The 20,036-nt window shown below is 48.7% G+C and carries 20 protein-coding genes; 16 read left to right on the top strand and 4 right to left on the bottom strand.

Annotated elements, in window-relative coordinates; all coding sequences use genetic code 11:
• Nucleotides 1–196 precede the first annotated feature (196 nt).
• The 3 genes from QMA09_RS11710 (at nucleotide 197) to QMA09_RS11700 (ending at nucleotide 3,677) form a co-directional block, all read left to right on the top strand.
• Entirely contained in the window at nucleotides 197–1,573 is a 1,377-nt protein-coding gene (locus QMA09_RS11710) for an IS4 family transposase (protein WP_290213244.1), read from the top strand.
• A gap of 530 nt (nucleotides 1,574–2,103) precedes the next feature.
• A complete protein-coding gene (locus tag QMA09_RS11705; RefSeq protein ID WP_290213267.1) occupies nucleotides 2,104–2,664 on the top strand; it encodes a thioredoxin family protein in 561 nt (186 codons plus the stop codon).
• 101 nt (nucleotides 2,665–2,765) lie between these two features.
• The gene (locus QMA09_RS11700; RefSeq protein WP_290213243.1) at nucleotides 2,766–3,677 is read left to right on the top strand and encodes a diacylglycerol kinase; all 912 of its coding nucleotides are present in this window, start codon (nucleotides 2,766–2,768) and stop codon (nucleotides 3,675–3,677) included.
• Between the two features lie 93 nt (nucleotides 3,678–3,770).
• Here the strand turns inward: QMA09_RS11700 and QMA09_RS11695 are convergent, their stop codons facing one another.
• A complete protein-coding gene (locus QMA09_RS11695) occupies nucleotides 3,771–4,199 on the bottom strand; it encodes an NUDIX hydrolase (protein ID WP_135505226.1) in 429 nt (142 codons plus the stop codon).
• 216 nt (nucleotides 4,200–4,415) lie between these two features.
• Between QMA09_RS11695 and QMA09_RS11690 the strand changes: the two genes are divergently transcribed.
• The 9 genes from QMA09_RS11690 (at nucleotide 4,416) to QMA09_RS11655 (ending at nucleotide 12,694) form a co-directional block, all read left to right on the top strand.
• Entirely contained in the window at nucleotides 4,416–5,762 is a 1,347-nt protein-coding gene (locus QMA09_RS11690; RefSeq protein WP_290213242.1) for a cytochrome ubiquinol oxidase subunit I, read from the top strand.
• On the top strand, nucleotides 5,759–6,787 hold the full coding sequence (locus QMA09_RS11685; RefSeq protein WP_290213241.1) for a cytochrome d ubiquinol oxidase subunit II: 1,029 nt from the start codon (nucleotides 5,759–5,761) through the stop codon (nucleotides 6,785–6,787). The genes QMA09_RS11690 and QMA09_RS11685 overlap by 4 nt, the downstream gene beginning before the upstream one ends.
• A 14-nt stretch (nucleotides 6,788–6,801) precedes the next feature.
• Complete coding sequence (gene cydS, locus QMA09_RS17200; RefSeq protein ID WP_483313553.1) at nucleotides 6,802–6,912, top strand: cytochrome bd oxidase small subunit CydS family protein; 111 nt, start codon at nucleotides 6,802–6,804, stop codon at nucleotides 6,910–6,912.
• A 128-nt stretch (nucleotides 6,913–7,040) separates the two neighbouring features.
• Complete coding sequence (gene rlmD / locus QMA09_RS11680; protein WP_290213240.1) at nucleotides 7,041–8,405, top strand: 23S rRNA (uracil(1939)-C(5))-methyltransferase RlmD; 1,365 nt, start codon at nucleotides 7,041–7,043, stop codon at nucleotides 8,403–8,405.
• A 289-nt stretch (nucleotides 8,406–8,694) separates the two neighbouring features.
• Nucleotides 8,695–9,468 (top strand): sulfite exporter TauE/SafE family protein, encoded by a 774-nt coding sequence (locus tag QMA09_RS11675; RefSeq protein WP_135505215.1) that lies wholly within the window; start codon nucleotides 8,695–8,697, stop codon nucleotides 9,466–9,468.
• Nucleotides 9,469–9,727: 259 nt separating this feature from the next.
• Nucleotides 9,728–10,390, top strand: a complete 663-nt coding sequence (locus QMA09_RS11670) for an L-2-amino-thiazoline-4-carboxylic acid hydrolase (protein WP_290213239.1) — start codon at nucleotides 9,728–9,730, stop codon at nucleotides 10,388–10,390.
• A 19-nt stretch (nucleotides 10,391–10,409) separates the two neighbouring features.
• Complete coding sequence (locus QMA09_RS11665) at nucleotides 10,410–10,910, top strand: flavodoxin family protein (protein ID WP_290213238.1); 501 nt, start codon at nucleotides 10,410–10,412, stop codon at nucleotides 10,908–10,910.
• Between the two features lie 103 nt (nucleotides 10,911–11,013).
• Nucleotides 11,014–11,163, top strand: coding sequence for a Fur-regulated basic protein FbpA (locus QMA09_RS11660; RefSeq protein WP_290213237.1), 150 nt, complete (start codon nucleotides 11,014–11,016; stop codon nucleotides 11,161–11,163).
• 79 nt (nucleotides 11,164–11,242) lie between these two features.
• Nucleotides 11,243–12,694: an amidase family protein gene (locus QMA09_RS11655; protein WP_290213236.1), complete on the top strand. Its 1,452-nt coding sequence runs from the start codon at nucleotides 11,243–11,245 to the stop codon at nucleotides 12,692–12,694.
• 56 nt (nucleotides 12,695–12,750) lie between these two features.
• On the opposite strand, the gene QMA09_RS11650 is transcribed toward QMA09_RS11655, so the two are convergent.
• Entirely contained in the window at nucleotides 12,751–13,608 is an 858-nt protein-coding gene (locus tag QMA09_RS11650) for a TetR/AcrR family transcriptional regulator (protein WP_290213235.1), read from the bottom strand.
• A gap of 175 nt (nucleotides 13,609–13,783) precedes the next feature.
• Here QMA09_RS11650 and QMA09_RS11645 point away from each other — a divergent pair, with 175 nt between their 5' ends.
• The 4 genes from QMA09_RS11645 to QMA09_RS11630 all read left to right on the top strand — a co-directional run bounded on the left by QMA09_RS11645 (nucleotide 13,784) and on the right by QMA09_RS11630 (nucleotide 18,672).
• On the top strand, nucleotides 13,784–15,262 hold the full coding sequence (locus QMA09_RS11645; protein WP_135505203.1) for an MDR family MFS transporter: 1,479 nt from the start codon (nucleotides 13,784–13,786) through the stop codon (nucleotides 15,260–15,262).
• 108 nt (nucleotides 15,263–15,370) lie between these two features.
• Nucleotides 15,371–16,531 carry a DEAD/DEAH box helicase gene (locus QMA09_RS11640; RefSeq protein WP_290213234.1) on the top strand — a complete coding sequence of 387 codons (1,161 nt, stop codon included), beginning with the start codon at nucleotides 15,371–15,373 and terminating at the stop codon, nucleotides 16,529–16,531.
• Nucleotides 16,528–17,757 carry an aminopeptidase gene (locus tag QMA09_RS11635; RefSeq protein WP_290213233.1) on the top strand — a complete coding sequence of 410 codons (1,230 nt, stop codon included), beginning with the start codon at nucleotides 16,528–16,530 and terminating at the stop codon, nucleotides 17,755–17,757. The genes QMA09_RS11640 and QMA09_RS11635 overlap by 4 nt, the downstream gene beginning before the upstream one ends.
• Before the next feature lie 12 nt (nucleotides 17,758–17,769).
• The gene (locus QMA09_RS11630) at nucleotides 17,770–18,672 is read left to right on the top strand and encodes an SGNH/GDSL hydrolase family protein (RefSeq protein ID WP_356779363.1); all 903 of its coding nucleotides are present in this window, start codon (nucleotides 17,770–17,772) and stop codon (nucleotides 18,670–18,672) included.
• Between the two features lie 43 nt (nucleotides 18,673–18,715).
• On the opposite strand, the gene QMA09_RS11625 is transcribed toward QMA09_RS11630, so the two are convergent.
• Both QMA09_RS11625 and QMA09_RS11620 read right to left on the bottom strand, forming a co-directional pair.
• Complete coding sequence (locus tag QMA09_RS11625; RefSeq protein WP_241666202.1) at nucleotides 18,716–18,847, bottom strand: hypothetical protein; 132 nt, start codon at nucleotides 18,845–18,847, stop codon at nucleotides 18,716–18,718.
• Between the two features lie 55 nt (nucleotides 18,848–18,902).
• Nucleotides 18,903–19,985: a M20 family metallopeptidase gene (locus QMA09_RS11620; RefSeq protein ID WP_290213265.1), complete on the bottom strand. Its 1,083-nt coding sequence runs from the start codon at nucleotides 19,983–19,985 to the stop codon at nucleotides 18,903–18,905.
• Nucleotides 19,986–20,036: the final 51 nt, after the last annotated feature.

Genomic DNA, 20,036 nt, shown 5'->3' with positions numbered 1-20,036 from the left:
ACTTTCTTTCCTGTTCCCCAGATATGGAGCAAAATAGCGGAGACGCCTGCGGGAAAGCGAGACAGCCGAGACCCCGCAAGGAGCGAAGCGACTGAGGAGGCTTGGCGCTCCATAGCTGTCAACTTAAGAAAATAGCCTAACTCCTCTTGAAAGATGGTATAGATAACTAACCATTCAAACGAGAGGAGTTTTTCTTATGTCGCCTCCAGCGACTGCCCAACTGCTTGATTCGTTATTTTCTTTTTTGGAGCCGGAGAAACTGGATGCCCTCGCGAAAGAGACGGGATTCATCCAACGAAAAAGGCTCCTTACGGCCAGTGATTTTCTGTCCTTGCTTCTACAGGTTCACGGAAATTTGACGGACGCTACCCTGCAGGAACTGTGCACCAAGTTGTTGTTCGAACAAGACATCGGAATCACTCGATCGGCACTCGATAAGAAGTTCACAATGAACGCCGTGGATTTTCTCCATCGATTGGTGGATGAGTTATTCCTTAGCGAACAAGAACTTGAACCTGTGCGGCATATTCTGGCGACCGAGTGGCCATTCACAAGCCTGCGGCTTCTAGATGCCACGAAAGCTAGCGTGCCCGATTATTTGAAACCTCGCGCCCAAAAGACGCATCAAACCTCTGTGAAAATACAATATGAATTCGACTATTTGACCGGAAGGTTCACGTTTTTTTATCTCGACCTTACCAATACCAATGATGCCGTCATCGGTAAGAAACGGGTGCCGTTTCTGGAAGAGCATGAATTATGTCTTCAGGATATGGGTTATTTTTCGTATGAGACCTTGAAAAATATCCGCAATCATGACAGCTATTTCCTCACCAAGTTCCGAAGCGATGCGTATCTTGGCTACCAGAATCCTTTTCCTGCGCATCACCCGGATGGGCGAGTGGTACAGAACAGTCGTTACCAAAAGATTGACCTGGTAGGACTTTGCCGGAACTTGCCTCCAGGCGAAGTCTTGGAACTGGAAAATGTCTATTTTGGCGATAAAGCGCATTTTCCCGCCCGGTGCATCCTCTATAGCCGAAATGCGGAACAGAAGGAGCAACGCTTGGGCCGAATCGACCGGCGAGCAACCAAATCGGGCAAGAAGCCAAAACCGCAGGTGCGTGATTTGGCAGGCATCACGGGGTATATGACCAACTTGCCCGAACACGTTTCTGCCGAGCAGGTAGTCGAATTGTATCGGTTGCGGTGGCAAATCGAACTGAATTTCAAGGCGTTGAAATCGTTTCTGAAGATCGATCATTTCAAATTGGTCAAGCAGGAACGCTGGTTGTGCCATCTATATGGCATTTTACTGGTTTTCCTGTTAAGCCAACTGATCGCCTACCAGTTCCGGAATCGCATCTGGGAACAGGAAGAAAAAGAAATCAGTGAAATGACTGCCATCCGCAGCATCGCCTGTGATGTGTTGCCGAAACTCTACGAGTCTTTTCGGCACAAAAAGAAGACGCTTCAAGAGTATGTCCCAATGATCACGCGGTTACTCATCACAACCGCACGGAAGCCGAATTCCATCAAGGGGACCGCCCTAGAGCGCCTTCAAATCGCGTAGCAGAACCCCATTCACACCTCTCCAAACCGGGAGGTTTATTTGGCGTTCTCACTATTTCCATTGCCATAGTTCGTGGAAATGAAACCCCTTTGATGAGAGAAAAAAACTAGAAAAATGTTAGAAAGCCCGAATCGTAAAACAGCATTTATCGCTTAAGTTGACAGCTATGGGCTTGGCGCTCGCCCGCGGCAAGCGGTGCTGTTTTGCGGAATATCGGCTAAAAAATTACTAAATAAATTAGGATTATAGAACATTATTAACAACCTGAATGGAACACTTGCCGTGTCATTTTTCATTGCCTGAAAAAGTTGGAACGCTATGGGTTGATACTTTGGCATTCTGGCAGTAAACTAAGAGGGATGGCAAATCCTGACTGCAAAGCGCTTATGTCGCTTAGTTTTGCCGGCCTTCTAAAAAGGGTAAAGAATAGCTTACAAGGACTCTGCGCAAAACAGATAGGCCTGTTATGCCTGCAGATGCGGAGGGAACCTGATAATCGATTCAAGTGATGAAGGAGAAGTGATTTGCTTATGACAACGGAGCAGCAGTATTTCGAGAATGGCATTTCCATTGAAAGCTATATGGCGCAAATGGAGTCCAACCAAGAAAAGTCCTATTCGATTTATGAGAAATTCAATTTGCCTGAAGACCCTGAATTGACGGCGTTGCTGAAAGAGAAGCAGCCGCATGTTCTGGCGATTACGGAAGACTGGTGCGGAGACGCGATGATGAACAACGCGATTCTGCGGAAAATGGCGGAAGCTTCGGGCATTAAGGTCCGCTGCATCGCAAGAGATGAGAACCTGGAATTGATGGACCGCTATTTGACGAATGGCGGCCGGTCGATTCCGAAATACTTGATCTTATCGCCGGATGGCAATGTGCTGGGAACGTGGGGCCCGAGAGCACCGCAAGTCCAGGAGTTCGTGGATGAACAAAAAGCGAAGCTCCCGGAAAAAAGCGATCCGCAATACGAGATCCACACGAAAACGATTTACGGGGAAATTTCAGACGGCTTTACATGGAACAGCGATTTTTGGCAAATGGTATATGATGATTTACGGAAAGCGTTCATGGAAAGTTTGAAGTAAGGGAAGGCCGGCTCAATGTCGGTTTTTTTCTTGGCTGGAACTTTTTCGGGCGCAATGAATCCTATGGAGTATAAAGAACGTTGAGAAAGGCTGAATCTGGTATGAAACGTGCACGAATCATTTACAATCCGACTTCCGGGCGGGAACTTTTCCGCAAACATTTACCGGAAGTGCTTGAGAAAATGGAGAAGGCAGGATATGAAACGTCTTGCCACGCAACAACAGCCGAAGGCGATGCCACAATTGCTGCTGCTGATGCAGTGAAACGGAATTTTGATTTGATTGTCGCTGTGGGCGGCGATGGAACCTTGAACGAAGTGGTGTCCGGTGTATCCGGATTTGAAGAACGCCCGAAAATCGGCTTGATCCCGATGGGGACGACGAATGATTTTGCGCGTGCTGTCCACATCCCTCGGGATATCAACAAAGCGGTCGATATCATCATTGAAGGCAATTCGATCCCGGTGGATGTCGGGCTCATGAACGACCGCCATTTCATCAATATTGCCGGAGGCGGCAGGCTGACTGAATTGACGTATGAAGTGCCGAGCAAGTTGAAAACCGTGCTTGGGCAGATGGCGTATTATTTGAAAGGCATCGAAATGCTGCCTTCCATCCGTTCTTCGAAAGTCCGCATTGAATACGACGGACATGTATTCGATGACCATGCGATGATGTTCTTGATCGGTTTGACGAATTCGGTTGGCGGTTTTGAGAAATTGGCGCCTGATGCCAGCATCAACGATGGCAAATTCACCTTATTGATCTTGAAAGAATTGAATATGGCTGAATTTATCCGCGTGGCTTCACTGGCTTTGCGCGGGGAACATTTGTCTGATCCGCATGTCATTTACGCAAAAGCCAGCAAAATCTCGGTGTCCTCCGATGAGCGGGTCTTGTTGAATCTTGATGGCGAGTACGGTGGCTTGCTGCCGGCGACTTTTGAAAACTTGGGACGCCACATTGAAGTGATGGTGCCGATCGATTCCATCAATGAAAAAGACCGCAAATAAGAACTAGGCGCACCAATTCTTGCGCCAATACAAAAAAAGCTGCACCAAAACGTCATTTTAAATGACCTTTTGGTGCAGCTTTTTCAATGGATTCTACAGTAATTCGATTGCAGCATCCTGTTCGGCCGCCAGTTTCGGCAGATTGTCGATCGGCTCCCAGTGGAACTCGAACGTCCGGCCATTGTCCCGGCCGTCGCTGACAATCGTATGTTCCCATGATTCAATCGGTTCGCCGGTATATTCAAAATGGAAGATGTTCCGCTCGTAAGCTTTGTCCTGATGTTCAGGATAATACGTATATTTGTGGATTTTCCCTTCGAATTCCAGCACCATGCGGGGCAGTCCCGTTTCTTCTTGGACTTCGCGGTACAGGGCGTCAATGAGCATTTCGCCTTCTTCGATGGTTCCGCCGGGAACTTGCAGACCGGCTTCCGGTTCTCCTTTATGGGTGAAAACCAATAATTCTTTTTTCTCTTGCGGTCCCCGTGTAATGTAAGCAAATACTTTCCGTCTTGTTCTCATGCTGAATCACCCTTTAATTAGTTGTGTTACTAGAATACTAAATATTTAGAAATTTTTCAATCATTTCATTTTATTGTTTGTCACAAGTTATTCAAAGCTGGTGAAAATATCCTGCTGCAAAGGAGTTTAGAAATCGAGCGGCTGGGAGAGATAAGGTACAATAGGGTTATAGCAAAAGCACGGCAATCTTTCGGATTCTGAGAGGGGTAATACGAGATGGGTTTTGAAGACACGGCCTTATTAAGCCGGATTTTAACGTTAATGACACTTTCTTTCCATATTCTCTATGCGACAGTCGGCGTCGGGATTCCATTAATGATCATGATTGCACAATGGGTAGGGATCAAGAAAAACGATGAACATTATATTCTTCTGGCACGCCGCTGGGCACGCGGTTTTGTTATTACCGTAGCAGTCGGAGTTGTGACCGGGACGGCTATCGGCCTTCAATTATCACTGTTATGGCCTGAGTTCATGCAGCTCGCGGGCAACGTCATCGCGCTGCCACTGTTCATGGAAGTATTCGCGTTTTTCTTTGAAGCGATTTTCCTCGGCATTTACTTGTACACGTGGGACCGTTTTGAAGATCAGCGCAAGCATTTATTAATCCTTATTCCTGTTGCGCTTGGCGCAGCAGCATCATCGTTGTTCATTACGATCGTCAATGCGTTCATGAATTCCCCGCAAGGGTTTGAAATCCTGAACGGCGAATTCGTCAATGTGCAGCCGCTGCTCGCGATTTTCAATCCGGCAGTGCCGACAAAAGTCGCGCACGTCATGTCGACGGCGTTCATGACTTCGGCATTCGTATTGGCATCGATCGCTGCATTGCGGATGATTGGTGGTTCTAATCACGTCTATCATAAAAAAGCATTGTTCATGACGATGAAAATCGGCTTGGTATTTTCGATTGCGACAGCGATCATCGGCGACTTCTCAGGTAAATACTTGGCTGAATACCAGCCGGAAAAACTGGCAGCCGCTGAATGGCATTTTGAAACAGAAGGGGATGCCGGGCTCATCTTGTTCGGTGTACTTGACGGCGAAGAGCCGAAATACGCCATCAAGATCCCGTATGCCTTGAGCATCCTAGCGCACGGGACACCGGGTGCCGAAGTGATCGGGCTCAACGAATTTCCGGAAGACGAACGGCCGCCGTTGTGGATCCATTATCTATTCGATCTAATGGTCAGCATCGGCATGTGGCTTGCGTTCTTCTCGATGGTCTATGTCGTAGGCGCTTGGCGCGGCTGGGCGATTGTCCGCGCGAAATGGTTCCGCTGGTTGCTGCTTGCTACCGGGCCGCTCGCATTAGTGGCCATTGAAGCCGGCTGGTGGTTCACCGAAGTCGGGCGGCAGCCTTGGATTCTCCGTGGCTATATGAAGACGGCAGACGCCGCTACCACGAGTGGGCAAGTCGATCTGATGATCATCTTGTTCGCAGGCTTGTACATCATCCTCGGCATTGGGACGGTTGTTGTCCTGACGCGCATGTATAAACGCAATCCGGTCGAGAAAGAACTGGCTGACCGTGAAGCGAAAAAAGGCGGTGTCCAAGAATGACGTTAGAAATTATCGGTATATCGGTGCTCTGGCTGTTTTTGTTCCTGTATGTCATTGTCGCATCCATCGATTTCGGCGCAGGTTTTTTCAATGCCTATAGCGCCTTCACCAATAAACAGCATATTTTGACCGGCATCATCCAACGTTATTTGTCGCCGGTTTGGGAAGTGACGAACGTCTTTTTCGTTTTCTTCTTTGTCGGTGTCATCGGGTTTTTCCCGCAGACGGCATTTTACTACGGTACTACGCTGCTTGTGCCGGCAAGCATCGCATTGATTTTGCTGTCGATCCGAGGTTCTTATTACGCATTCGCGACCTATGGCGCGAAAATCAATCACCGCGGTTATATTTTCATGTATGGTCTATCCGGCCTCTTGCTGCCCGCCTCACTTTCGCCGGTGCTCGCGATGTCAGAAGGCGGCTTTATCAAAATGGACGGCGATTCGCCATACCTCGATTATCTGGCGCTGTTCACCAGCCCGTTGACGTGGAGCATCGTTGTGCTGAGTTTGGCAGCTGTGCTTTACATCTCAGCCGTATTCCTGACATGGTATGCCAGCAAGGCCGGAGATGCGAAAGCAACGCACCTCATGCGCAAATACGCATTGATATGGGCGGGGCCGACCATCGTTACCGCAACCGGCATCATCTACGAATTGCGCAGCCACAATACGGAACATTACGAGCGGCTGCTCGATCTTTGGTGGGTGTTCGGCTTGTCGTTCCTGCTGTTTCTTGGGACGGTCTATCTGCTTTGGAAACGCCGCAACTACGGTTGGGCGTTCATCATGCTGGCGGGCCAGTTCTTCACAGCCTTTTTCGCTTACGGCGTTTCCCATTACCCGTACTTGCTGTATCCGTACCTGACAATTTACGATAGTTTCACCAATGAAGCCATGGCCATTTCCTTGATCATCGCATTTATTGCAGGGCTCGGCTTATTGCTGCCGTCGCTCTACCTGCTGTTCCGGTTGTTCTTGTTCGATAAAGATTACGTCAAAGGGAAATCGGATTACCACGCATAAAGGAGGAAGCAGAGATGCAGGATTTTCTAATATTCTATGCGCCATTCATCGTATTGATCGGTGCCATTATCGGTGCTTTCTGGATTTCCCTGAAAGATGGGCCAGTGGCAAACGATAAAAAATAACAAGCGCGTGCGGGCGTTTCGCCTGCCGCGTTTTTTCTTTGGGTGCGGCATCAGGAAATATGGATTCATGGGTGAATATTGCCTTGGCCCTATGTTATAATGACGGAATGTGAAATGGAGTGAACGAATTGAAACCAGTACAGAAAAATGACAGGCTGCTAGTCCATGTGGAAGATTTGACGCACGACGGTGCAGGCGTTGCGAAAGTGGACGGCTACCCGCTGTTCATCCAAGGTGCGCTGCCGGGTGAGGATGTGCGTGTGCACGTTCTTAAAACCTTGAAGTCATACGGCTTTGCAAAATTGCTTGAAATAGAGAACGCCTCACCAAATCGGGTAGATGCACCATGCCCAGTATTCGATACGTGCGGCGGCTGCCAGATTCAGCACTTATCGTACGAAGGCCAAAAAGGGTTCAAACAGAAAATGGTGCGTGATGCGATTACGCGTATCGGGAAATTGCCGGACGTTCCGGTGCATGCTGTAAAAGGCATGGAAGACCCGTGGCGCTACCGCAATAAATCGCAGATTCCGTTTGGCGTCCAAAATGGCCACACGGTTGCGGGCTTTTATGAAAGCCGTTCGCATAATATCGCCGATACGGACGTCTGCCTGATCCAGACCTTGGAAGCGGATGCCATCATGGTTGGTTTGAAAAAAAGCTTGCTTGAAATGGGCATCGAGCCGTTTGAAGAACACACGCATCGTGGCCAGCTTCGGCATGTCGTCGTCCGCAAAGCACGTGCGACCGGTGAAATCATGGTCGTGCTCGTGACGAAGAAAAAGAAATTCCCACAGGCAGAGCAGGCGATCGCGTTGATCCGCTCGCTTGTGCCGGACACGGTATCGATCGTCCAGAACGTCAATCCTGAAAAGACCAACGTCATTTTCGGCAATGAAACCCTCGTATTATGGGGCAAGGAAGTCATCGAAGACCGCATCGGCGATGTGCGGTTCGAGATTTCCGCGCGTTCTTTCTACCAGATCAACCCGGTCCAAACCGAGGTGCTTTATGGCCAGGCGCTCGAGTACGCAGCGCTGACGGGCGAGGAAACGGTCATTGACGCTTATTGCGGAATCGGTACGATTTCGCTGTTCCTGGCGCAGCAAGCAAAATTCGTCATGGGTGTGGAAATTGTCCCGCAAGCGATTGAAGATGCCAAACGCAACGCCGAACTGAACGGCTTTACGAATACGCTATTCGAAGCAGGGCCTGCGGAACAAGTGATTCCGCGCTGGTATAAAGAAGGCAAGAAAGCGGACGTGCTGGTTGTCGATCCACCGCGCAAAGGCTGTGACGAGCAATTGTTGCGGACTATCTTGCAGCAGCGGCCAGGACGCGTCGTCTATGTATCGTGCAATCCGGCTACATTGGCGCGCGATTTGAGAATCCTCGAAGACGGCGGATACCGCACGAAAGAAGTGCAGCCCGTTGATATGTTCCCGCAGACAACCCATTGCGAAGCAGTGGCGTGGCTCGAATTGGCTGAATGAATGAGTAAATAGAGAAAACTGATGCCGGGCGGCGAGCCCGGCATTTTTTTGTTAAAAAAACTGCAATGGTGAATTTAAAAAGGCAAAAAAGCTCCAAAGCTAGACGAATGGTTGATTTTTCACTATATTTAGCGCATGGATACAAAACAGCGCCGTGTTTTTTTGAAAGATTATTTAATGCTCTATTTCTAAAATTTGTGGGAGATGCTGGGTGGAGTAGAGAGGGAAAAGCTTTTTTATTGGAGATTATCGACTTGTTTGATAAGCGAACTAAAGAGGTGGACATGCGATGATGTACTGGATTGTTTGTATCACGGCGCTGCTTGCTTCAGGACTGACGCTATTTTCGGGTTTTGGTTTAGGCACAATTTTAATGCCGGCATTCGCTCTATTTTTCCCTATAGAAATAGCCATAGCTATGACAGCAATCGTGCATCTGGCAAACAATGTTTTCAAATTGTTTCTGATTGGAAAAAAAGCGGACAAGCAAGTTTTGATCAAATTCACGCCCACCGCAATTATCGCTGCTTTTGCTGGGGCTTGGCTGCTGACATTATTGACTGGCATGCCTGCAATCGCAAGTTACATGGTTGGAGAACGGCAGTACCATATAACGATTGTGAAAGCGGTCATCGGACTGCTTATGATTGGTTTTGCATTTGTTGAACTGCTGCCGCGATTTGAAAAGATGGAATTTAATAAGAAATATTTGCCTGTGGGCGGCTTAATCAGTGGCTTTTTTGGAGGGTTATCAGGCCATCAAGGAGCGTTGCGTTCAGCATTTTTAAGCAAGGCAGGACTCGATAAAGAAGCGTTCATCGCCACGGGAGTGGTTACTGCCGCAATTGTTGATTTTACAAGATTGTCCGTCTATTTCAGCCATGCTGCCACCGCAGGGCTAGATGCCAATTGGACATTGATTTTAGCGGCGATATTGACTTCGTTTGCCGGTGCCTTTATAGGCTCACGACTAATAAAAAAAATCACTTTGAAAACCGTTCAGCTGATTGTCGGAATCATGCTGATGCTAATTGGTCTTTTCCTTTGTGTCGGATTGATCTGATGGGGAAGGCTGAATTTGATTACCAAGCGCGAACGGTTAATGAAGGCAACTTTACGATGGCGGGACTGGCATGAACAGACCCTAAAACCAGTTCAATAAAGAATGAGGATGCCGGGCGGCGAGCCCGGCATTTTTTTATTGTCCGGATATAAGCGAAAGCGAGCATGCCGAAAAGGTGGACAAAAGTGTGAATTTTCAATATATTTAGCGTGAGGAGATAAATATGGCGTGAGGTATTAAGGGGATGGAGGAACAGAGGATGGACAGGGCCAAACTTCTTTACCGTCTAGGTATGCGCCGTGCAAAAGAGCGGATGCTGAATGACTTCGGGAATGGATTTTGGGAAGAATTCAAAGCGTACGCCGATGGCTGGATGCAAGAGATTCTACCGAGAGTGCCCGATATTGGCAATAGTGTATTCCAGACGAGCTACGATATGTGCCCATCTTATATTGCCTGGTATAAATCGTTGATGGCAATGGGCTTTTCAAGCGAAGAAGCGGGTGAAGAATTGTGGGTCATGTCGGAGGATCTGCTGGAGCTGATTCCAAAACGGTTGCTTAAGGTGCCGATGAAAGGATATATGGCCGGATTCCGGGATGATGCGGCGCTGCATGAACAGCGGGGCAAAGCAGGGAAGCTGCATCCGTACGATTGGCAAATCGTGTTCACCGATCAGGATGACGACCATTTTGAGATCGATATAACGGAATGTGCCATGATGAAACTCAGCAAGGATTTTGATGCGCTCGGTATGTTTCCGGCCGTTTGCAGGATCGACTTCCTGGCAGCCAATATTATGGAAGGCGGCTTTTCACGCACAAAGACGCTGGCAGATGGGGACGATTGCTGCAATTGCATGTATGAAGTCGGAGGGACCTGTGAATGGAACCCTGAGCGAGGCTTTACAGATAGAAAATAAAAAGCGGAAGGGGCGGGGCATGATGAAAATCGGCATTATCATCCATTCCATGACGGGGCACACATTTAATGTAGCGGAGGAACTGAGCCAAAAGCTGATGGACAAAGGGCATAAGGTGGAATTGAAAAAGGTGGTGCCGGTGGAAGAACAGCCGAAAAATCCGAAAAACGTACAGCTGAAGGAAATTCCTCCTGTCGAGCCTTACGAACTAGTCGTCTTCGGGGCACCCGTCCATGGCATGGCGGTTTCCCCGGCGATGCGCCTGTATTTGGAGCAGCTTCCGGATCTGGGTGACAAAATGGTGGCGATTTTCGTCACGCAATCGTTCCCGTTCCCATTCATGGGAGGCAGCCGCTCTGTCGGGCAGATGAAAAAAATCTGCGAATCGAAAGGTGCAGACGTCTATGAGACGGGCGTCATCAACTGGTCCCGCAAGACGCGGCAGGCAAAAATCGAAAACATGATCGATCGATTCTGCGACTTTTCCGATCGGCCTCTTAAGGCGCCGGCTGGCAAATAAGGCGGCTAAAAATAATTGTTTTATTTCTGCAGCCGAAAGGTTTTAAGACCGTGTGTTCGAGGTAAAGAAAAGAGAGTAAATTGCTAAGGAGAGAACGGCCATTATGGAACACATACCAGAATCGAAATTCGAAGATAAACGTTCGATCATCATCGATCATTTAGTTGAACAGAATGTATTTAAAATAGATGGAAGACAGCTGTATGAATTGTCTCTGTATGAATTGATGAAAAGCTATACTGAAGAAGGTTAAGCCGGCCAATCCGGCTTTTTTCGATTGCGGGAAATAATCGAGTGGAATCAGCTGTACATCCGGAAATGGAGGGAACCTGATGCATCACGACAAATTGGAACAATACCGGCTTGAACAATTGGATGAGAAGACGATTGCGGAACTTCAGCAGGAAATGGCTGAAGGGAAACTGACTTCGGAAGAACTTGTTTTAATGTACAAAGAGAATATTTCACTTTCGGGTGAAAGCATCAATGCCGTATTGGAACTCAATCCTGAAGCGGTGCAGATTGCGCAAGCGATGGATTTTGAACGCCTGCATAAAGGCGTACGTTCGCCGCTGCATGGCATTCCGGTTTTGCTGAAGGACAATATAGACACAGGCGACATGATGCATACAAGCGCAGGTTCTCTTGCGTTGAAAGACCATTACGCAAGATGTGATGCCAAAGTTGTTGAAATGCTTCGCCATACCGGCGCCGTAATCATCGGCAAGACAAACATGACGGAATGGGCGAACTTCATGACAGATAAAATGGAAAACGGCTTTAGTTCGCGCGGCGGACAAGTGAAAAATCCTTATGGCGCATTCGATGTCGGCGGCTCGAGTTCCGGTTCTGCTGCAGCGGTCTCAGCCAATTTAGCTGTTGCAGCAATCGGCACAGAAACGTCAGGCTCCATTATCGATCCGGCTGCCCGCAACAGCCTCGTCGGCATCAAGCCGACTGTCGGACTGATCAGCAGAAGCGGCATCATTCCGATAGCGTGGACACAAGACACGGCTGGGCCACTTGCCCGCACTGTCGAAGATGCGGTTACAGTTTTCGCCCAATTGATCGGGCAGGACCCGGAAGATGCCATAACGGCATTCGCCAAGCCTTTCGAATCCTACGACTGGAAGCAGCATTTCAATAAAGATGGCTTGGCGGGAACGAAATTGGGTGTGCCGAGAAATCTTTTTCAAGACAAGCTGTCCACTGAAGAATTGGAGTTGTTAGATGAATCGCTTGAAAGGCTGCGGCAATGCGGGGCAAAAATCATCGACGGCGTCGATTTAGGGGTCACGCAGGAAGATCTCGGATTTGCGGTGCTGCTCCATGAATTCAAAGCGGGCATCAACCACTATCTAGCGAAGACCGCCCCTGAAAATCCAATCCGCTCGTTGGACGATGCCATCGCATTCAACCTTGCGCATGAAGCGGAAACGTTGAAGTTCGGGCAGAATCTATTTGAACAAGCCGCCAGTACGAGCGGCAATTTAACCGAACGGGAATATGTCGAAGGGCTTGAGCGGAACCGATTTTTGGCTGGCAAGCAAGGCATTGGCGCGACGCTTAAAAAGACCGGTGTAGATGCGCTCGTTTTGCCGAAAGATTATGGCTGCAACATCGGAGCTGCGGCAGGATTTCCATCCATTACCGTACCATTCAGCTACAGCCATGAAAACGAACCGTTCAATATTACATTCACAGGCAAAGCTTTCAGCGAACCCGAGCTGATTGAATACGCTTATGCGTTTGAGCAAGCTGTTCAAGGGCGCCGAAAACCATAAAATGAAAAGGACAGAGCAAGAGCCATGAATTCGGCTTTCGCTCTGTCCTTTTGTGTTTAAAGCTTCGCTAGCTGTTTCCATACCTGTTCAAGCAAAGCCAGCAATTCGGCATCGTGTCCGGTTTTGTTGGCGACAGTGCCAAGAACGCTTTCGATCAACGCTTTGCGGGGCTTGTCCGCCTGCAATTCGCTGCCCAGGAACGCTACGAGCTGTGCCGTTGTATCACCGTCAGCCACTGACTTGCTATAACTTTCGAGCTGGGCGCCGAGTTCAGTTGGCGACAGGTTTTCAGCATGTTTTTTCGGATACAGCCCGCTTATTCGCATGAATCGGTCTCCTGTAGCAATTTGATGGGCCATGGTCACTTCTAAACGCCGCACGACGAATGAAGCGAGTTCATCAGTCGGCAGCGCCTCGTGCGATGTCACTTTCCATAGATGGAAAAGCTGCTGGATCGAGCCGTGCAGCGCTGCCGCATTGTCGAGTGCATACGGTTTCGCTTCATTACCGAAAACATCGACAATCCGGGAAGCAATCCAATCAAGTTCCTTCAGGTAAGTGAGCTTGGAAAATTCCTTCAGTTCCTGATCCTGTGAGTAAAAGATGCTCTCATAAAGTGAAAAGATATTTTTTTCCCGGTTTAATTTAATGCGGATGCTCAATTGATCAGCGAGTACTTTAGGATCGTTGACGGGCCTTCCGGCAGCCGCAGCCATCCGCAATTGGCTCAGTTCGCTGCCGATGGATTCCATGATGGCGATGAGGCATTGTGTTTTGGAAGTGAAGTAATTATAAAATGTGCCTTTTGAAACGCCGGCTTCATCGAGAATGTCCTGGATCGACGAAGCGTTATAGCCTTTATTGATGAAAAGGGTGTAAGCGGCGTTGATGATGTTCTGTTTTTTTGGATTCATTTTTTCACCTTTATACTTTCAGTCTAGTTACATAATAGCTTGAAAACCTTTTCAAATCAATTTTATTATACTGACAGTCTATTTTTCTTGATATAAATAGACTGGCGGTATAGAATAATGCAATGAAGTAATGGAGAAATAAAATAAAGAAGAAATTTACGGAGGAATCAACAGTATGACAGAACAGAAAAAACCGCCTTACGGCATAATAGCCATCCTTTTTACCGGAGCATTTGTGGCTATCTTCACGCAAACTTTATTGAATGTCGCTTTGCCTTCCATTATGGCTGATTTGAATATTAAAGATGCCTCGACTGTGCAATGGCTTGTCACCGGATATATGCTGGTGAACGGCATCTTGATACCGGCTAGCGCATATTTCATTCAGCGCTATTCGAACCGCTCTATTTTCATCGTTGCGATGTCGCTTTTCTCTATAGGGACATTGATCGCAGCGTTGTCGCCGACATTCGGCGTCTTGCTTGCCGGCCGGATGATTCAGGCGTCGGGGTCGGCATTGATGATGCCGCTTCTGATGAATGTAATGCTCGCTGCTTTCCCAGTTGAGAAAAGAGGGTCAGCGATGGGATTCTTCGGATTGGTTATGGTTGTGGCACCGGCAATCGGTCCGACGCTTTCCGGCTTTATCGTAGAACATTATTCGTGGCGCGTCCTGTTCTGGATTGTCTTGCCGATTGCTTTGATTTCACTGGCGCTCGGCGCAGTGAAACTGAAAAACCTGACATTCCAAGACCGCGAAATCACGTTGGATAAAGCTTCTGTGATTTTATCCAGCATCGGGTTCGGCGGCGTTTTATACGGCTTCAGTTCTGCCGGCTCGATGGGATGGCAGACCCCGGCAGTCTACGGAACGATTTCAGTGGGGCTGTTGGCGCTGGCAATCTTTATCTGGCGCCAGCTGAAACTGGACAAACCTTTGCTTCAAGTCCGCATCTATAAATACCCGATGTTCGCTTTGTCTTCCGTGATATCAATTGCACTAGCGATGTCGATGTTTTCCGGCATGATTTTGATGCCGATCTATGTCCAGACCATCAAAGGGATATCACCGATTGAGTCTGGTCTGCTGATGCTGCCAGGGGCTTTGCTGATGGGAATCATGTCGCCGATCACCGGCCGCCTGTTTGACCGTTTTGGCGCGAGGGTGTTGGCCATTCCTGGGCTGGCGATTGTCGTCATCACAACGTTCCTGTTCAGCCAATTATCGATGGAAACCAGCTTCCTTCAAATCATGGCAATTTATACATTCCGCATGTTCGGGATTTCAATGGTCATGATGCCTGTTATGACGAACGGGCTCAATACGCTGCCGATCAAGTCTTATCCGCACGGCACCGCAATCAATAATACATTGCAGCAGGTGTCAGGCGCTATCGGATCCGCGTTCCTTATCACATTGATGAACATGCGGACCGAATCAGTGGCGCAGGATTTGGCGGCTAGCGGGGCAGCGCCTGAGAGCATCATGAATTCAGCGCTCCTTGAAGGCATCACCTACGCGTTTGAAATATCGACGCTCATCGCAATAGCCGCATTATTACTGGCGCTGTTCATTAAAAAACCAGCCCGTCCAGTCGAAGAAGCGGAAAAAGAAGAAGTTTACAAGCGCACGAAAGTTGCGGAATCACAATGAAATACCTCGGCTGCCTTCTTTTTCTGAAGGCAGCTTTTTCGTTTGAAAAAGGCGGAGCAGCGCCGGATATGTTACACTAGAGGCATCGAAAAGAAGGTGGAATAGGACATGAATTTTATAGAACAGTTAAGCCCGATTTGGCAAGAAAAATGGAAAAAAGCAGGATATGAAACGGCGATGCCGATTCAGGAACAAATGATTCCGGAAATGCTCGCAGGAAATGACATCGTTGCGGAATCTCCGACAGGAACAGGAAAAACATTGGCTTATTTATTGCCGATTTTGCAGCGCATCAACCCGGAGAAGCCGGCTATTCAAGCAATGATCATCGCCCCATCGCAGGAGTTGTCGATGCAAATCGTCAATGTTGTGCGTGAATGGATTGAAGGCACCGATATTACGGTAACGCAATTGATCGGTGGAGCAAATATGCAGCGCCAGTTGGAAAAACTGAAGAAAAAGCCATCGATCGTTGTCGGTACGCCAGGGCGATTGAACGAATTGGTGAAAAACAAGAAATTGAAAATGCATGAGATCCGTATGCTCGTACTAGATGAAGGCGATCAGCTGATGGCACGCGAACACCGCAATATCATGAAAGACTTGATTGAAAAAACCCAGCATGGCCGCCAGCTTATCCTGGTATCGGCGACGATCACTGAAGAAGTGGAGCTCGTAGCTGACCGTATGATGCAGCATCCGACACGCCTCAAGGTGAAAGCTGAAGATATGCCGATGCAAGGCAAAGTGACCCATTCGTTCATCAAAGTGGACGAACGGGAAAAAACTGAAATGCTGCGCAAGATTTCCAATCTGGAAAACGTCAAAGCACTGGCATTTGTCAATAACTTGGACCAATTGCTGATGAAAGAAAACAAATTGAAGTACCGCGATGCGAAAATTGTCGCACTGCATTCTGAAATGAAAAAAGACGAGCGCAAAAAAGCGCTTGACCAGTTCCGCAAGGGCGAAGTGTCTGTCCTGATTGCGACAGAGGTGGCTGCACGCGGCCTTGATATCGACCAGGTGACGCACGTCATCCACGTCGATGTACCGCAGACAATCGAACAATACCAGCACCGTTCAGGCAGAACCGGCCGCGCCGGAGCAGACGGGGAAGTCCTCACACTGCTTGCTTATGCAGATGAACGCCATTATAAAAAATTCACCAAAGAGCTTCCGTCAAAACCGGTCCAGAAGATTCTCCACGGAGGCCGTCTGATTGAAGGGAACAGCAAAACAATTTCTGAAAAGGGGAGTAAAAGATGACTTTCCAACAAAAGCTGGAGCAGTATGCTGAACTGACTGTCCAAGTCGGCTTGAATGTCCAAGAAGGCCAGCTCGTCATGATCAATACAACGATTGACACGGTCGATTTCACACGGCTGGTTGTAGAGAAAGCATATGCAGCGGGTGCGAAGCGGGTCCATGTCAATTACACAGATCCGCTTCAGACAAGAATCCATTTCGAAATGGCTCCAGACGAAGCGTTCAATGAATATCCACAATGGTCCGTCATGCAGCGCGATGAAATTATCGATACGGGAGGCTCGTTCTTGTGGATCGATGCCGAAGACCCTGATTTGCTGACAGGCATTCCAGCCAAGCGGTTATCCGATTCCCAGAAATCTGCCGGCAAAGCATTAGAGCGCTACCGCCAAGCGGTGGGGACGGATAAGATTGCCTGGTCGATCGTTGCCATCCCGTCAAAAGGGTGGGCGAAGAAAGTCTTTCCGGAACTTGATGAGGAAAAACAGCAGGAAGCTTTATGGAAAGCGATTTTCAAAACAGTGCGAATTGGTGATGGCGATGCTGTGGACCAATGGAAACAGCATATCGGGTTACTTGAACAGCGGGCTTCGCAATTGAACAGCAAAAAGTTCAGCAAGCTGCATTACCGTGCGCCGGGTACAGATTTGACGATTGGGCTGCCGGACAAACATATATGGATGACGGGCGCTGCAAAAACACCGCAGGGCAATCCGTTCATTGCCAATATGCCGACAGAGGAAGTTTATACGGTGCCGTTGAAATACGGTGTCGATGGTGTGGTTTCGAATACAAAACCCCTGGTTTATCAAGGCAATATCATCGACGGGTTCAAACTTGAATTCGCCAAAGGGAAAATTGTCAAAGCGACAGCGGAACAAGGACAGGAATTATTGGACGAAATGATCCGTTCGGACGTTGGAGCGGCCTATCTTGGCGAAGTGGCTTTGGTGCCGCATCATTCGCCAATTTCAGATTCAGGCATTCTGTTTTTCAACACATTGTTTGATGAAAATGCTTCGAACCACTTGGCAATCGGCGATTCCTATCCGACGTGTTTTGAAGGGGGCCGTGATTTGGAACGCACCCAGCTTGAATCGGTCGGTTTGAATACGTCCATCGTCCATGAGGACTTTATGATCGGCAGTGCGGAAATGGATATCGACGGAATCCATGAAGACGGCACGAGCGAACCGGTTTTCCGCAGCGGAAACTGGGCATTTTAAGAGGTGGATAATGTGAAGAAGAGCTTGATGATGGTGCTGATATTCATGCTATTGGCGAGCGGTGCCGCAACTTCACACGCAGCGGTTCGTGTGCCTGCAAGCTATGTGGCAATCGGCGACTCCTTAGCAGCTGGCCAGACGCCGAATTCAGAAATTGATGCAGGCTATGCAGACATGATTGCACAGGAATTGGCGCGGCAGCAGCCCGTCGCTTTTTATACGAAAGATTTGGCGTTTCCCGGTTTTACGACGCAAGACGTTCTTGACCGGATAACTTCCGAAGAAGCACAAGATGTATTGAAGAATGCGAACATCATTACAGTGTCAGCGGGGGCAAATGATTTGCTGAGGCTGGTGTCAGCTGACCCTGCGGAAGGATCATTGTCGTTCGGGCAGATCCAAGTGGATTTTGCGTTGAATGGCGCACGAGCGAATTTGGAAAAAATCCTTGCAGAGCTGGAGCAGCGCGCTCCGGAAGCGGACGTCTATGTAATGGGCTATTATTTCGCCTATCCGCATGCCCGGGAGTCCCAGAAGGCAGGGACTGCTTTGCAGCTCGACCGGCTTAATGAAATCCTGGAAACGACCGCACAGAAAAATGGTGCGGAGTTTGTGCCTGTGGCTGATGGATTCGGTGATGACGCAGTTGGCCAGGTTCCAAACGCAGCGGATGTGCATCCGAATTTGAACGGCTACCAGACAATGGCGAACGCTTTTTTCGATGTCTACCAAAAAGGCTGGACAGTGGAAGACTGGGAAGTGCCTGACGCGGCTCCGGTTTCTTTTGAAGAAATCCAGGCTCAGCAGGATGAAGAGTCTTCTGGTGAAATGGAAGGAAGCTCAGCGGCCGTGAATCCGTCGCGGCAGAATGCTGCTGGACTATTGGCGCTGAAAGAAGCCATTCCTTATAGCTGAATAGAAAAAGAGCTGCAGCGAAATCGCTGCAGCTCTTTTACTTTTATCGTTTTGATTGGGGTGTTTTATATTGGCCGGCGTTGCTGGCTTTTTTTTTGTTCATAGCTTTGCGGATAATCGGGTAAGCGATTGGTGCGAATTTAATCGCAGTTTTCAATATACGTCCTAATGCCATTTAAATCTCTCCTGTCATCGGTAAGTTAGTTTAGTATTCCCAAAAGGGGCCTGGTTTAAACATAAGCAGGCGATAGGGCGAGTGCCAATAAGATATCTTTATACTGATGAACGCTTTCAATTTCTACATATTCCGCATTTCCATGCCAGTCATCGCCGGTCGGGCCGAACTCGATTGCCCCTTCGCCGCCATTGACCTCTGCATAATAGCGGGTGTCAGCTGCACCATGCTGCCCAAATAAGACAGGAGTGCCGCCGGTTGTGTCTAAAATCGCTTTTTCCAAAGACTGGATGGAGCGGTTTTCTTTTGTGGTCGTCAACGCCGGCGTAGAGCCGCTGGCTTTGTATTCCATGTCGACGTTGAGGCGCTCTGCCAATTCTTTCATCTGGCGGACGATTTCCTCTTTGTCCTGTCCCGGCATGAAACGGATATCGTAAGACATTTCACAGATTTCCGGCACAACGTTGTAGCGGTCGCCGGCTTTGATGATCGGCAGATTGACCGACGGCTGCTCGTAATATTCCGTCGACTCTTTGCGGAATGGCAAGTCAGCCATCCCTGCGTGGAATTTCATCGCGGATTCAATTGCGTTGATGCCTTCCCACGGGCGGCTGCCATGCGCCGGTTTGCCTTTGAATGTCAGATCCATGCGCAGGATCCCTTTTGACTGCAGGCCGATTTTCAATCCGGTAGGTTCGCCGCAAATGACAAAGTCTCCCGTATAGCCTTGTTCAACGAGCCATTTCGACGTGTTGCGGCCTCCGATTTCCTCATCGGTAACAATGTGGAGCTGCACGATCCTGTTTAATTTGGAGGCGTCCAAATCGACGAACGCCTGCATCATCGCTGCGACTCCCGCTTTCATATCCGCAGACCCGCGCCCGTAAATGCGCCCGGCTTCTTCAATAGGCACATATTGTTCCGGATGCCCTGGCACCACATCGACGTGGCCATTCCAAACAAGGGTTTCCGAGCCTTGGCCTTTGATGGCTGTCAACATCTTATAACCATTATTGTCGTGGACCTGCACGTCCTGGCCATTCTTCTCGAGCCATCCCGCACAATATTCAAGCGCTTCATTGGCGCCTTCTTTCGTAACGCTTTGAATTTTAATCAATTCTTTCAAAAGCTCAATCATCATATATACAGCAGCAAATGTTCTTGCTGCCTCCACCACCTTTCTTGAATT

The organism is Planococcus sp. APC 3906, from assembly GCF_030407685.1.
Classification (GTDB): domain Bacteria; phylum Bacillota; class Bacilli; order Bacillales_A; family Planococcaceae; genus Planococcus; species Planococcus koreensis.
This window is presented reverse-complemented; position numbering and strand designations above follow the sequence as displayed.

Coding starts and splice junctions, on each gene's coding strand:
- QMA09_RS11690 (WP_290213242.1), top strand. CDS start 4,416: ATGGGTTTTGAAGACACGGCCTTATTAAGCCGGATTTTAACGTTAATG.
- QMA09_RS11685 (WP_290213241.1), top strand. CDS start 5,759: ATGACGTTAGAAATTATCGGTATATCGGTGCTCTGGCTGTTTTTGTTC.
- QMA09_RS11695 (WP_135505226.1), bottom strand. CDS start 4,199: ATGAGAACAAGACGGAAAGTATTTGCTTACATTACACGGGGACCGCAA.
- QMA09_RS11665 (WP_290213238.1), top strand. CDS start 10,410: ATGATGAAAATCGGCATTATCATCCATTCCATGACGGGGCACACATTT.
- QMA09_RS11650 (WP_290213235.1), bottom strand. CDS start 13,608: ATGAATCCAAAAAAACAGAACATCATCAACGCCGCTTACACCCTTTTC.
- QMA09_RS11655 (WP_290213236.1), top strand. CDS start 11,243: ATGCATCACGACAAATTGGAACAATACCGGCTTGAACAATTGGATGAG.
- QMA09_RS11620 (WP_290213265.1), bottom strand. CDS start 19,985: ATGATTGAGCTTTTGAAAGAATTGATTAAAATTCAAAGCGTTACGAAA.
- QMA09_RS11645 (WP_135505203.1), top strand. CDS start 13,784: ATGACAGAACAGAAAAAACCGCCTTACGGCATAATAGCCATCCTTTTT.
- QMA09_RS11640 (WP_290213234.1), top strand. CDS start 15,371: ATGAATTTTATAGAACAGTTAAGCCCGATTTGGCAAGAAAAATGGAAA.
- QMA09_RS11700 (WP_290213243.1), top strand. CDS start 2,766: ATGAAACGTGCACGAATCATTTACAATCCGACTTCCGGGCGGGAACTT.
- QMA09_RS11660 (WP_290213237.1), top strand. CDS start 11,014: ATGGAACACATACCAGAATCGAAATTCGAAGATAAACGTTCGATCATC.
- QMA09_RS11705 (WP_290213267.1), top strand. CDS start 2,104: ATGACAACGGAGCAGCAGTATTTCGAGAATGGCATTTCCATTGAAAGC.
- QMA09_RS11675 (WP_135505215.1), top strand. CDS start 8,695: ATGATGTACTGGATTGTTTGTATCACGGCGCTGCTTGCTTCAGGACTG.
- cydS (WP_483313553.1), top strand. CDS start 6,802: ATGCAGGATTTTCTAATATTCTATGCGCCATTCATCGTATTGATCGGT.
- QMA09_RS11670 (WP_290213239.1), top strand. CDS start 9,728: ATGGACAGGGCCAAACTTCTTTACCGTCTAGGTATGCGCCGTGCAAAA.
- QMA09_RS11635 (WP_290213233.1), top strand. CDS start 16,528: ATGACTTTCCAACAAAAGCTGGAGCAGTATGCTGAACTGACTGTCCAA.
- QMA09_RS11625 (WP_241666202.1), bottom strand. CDS start 18,847: ATGGCATTAGGACGTATATTGAAAACTGCGATTAAATTCGCACCAATC.
- QMA09_RS11710 (WP_290213244.1), top strand. CDS start 197: ATGTCGCCTCCAGCGACTGCCCAACTGCTTGATTCGTTATTTTCTTTT.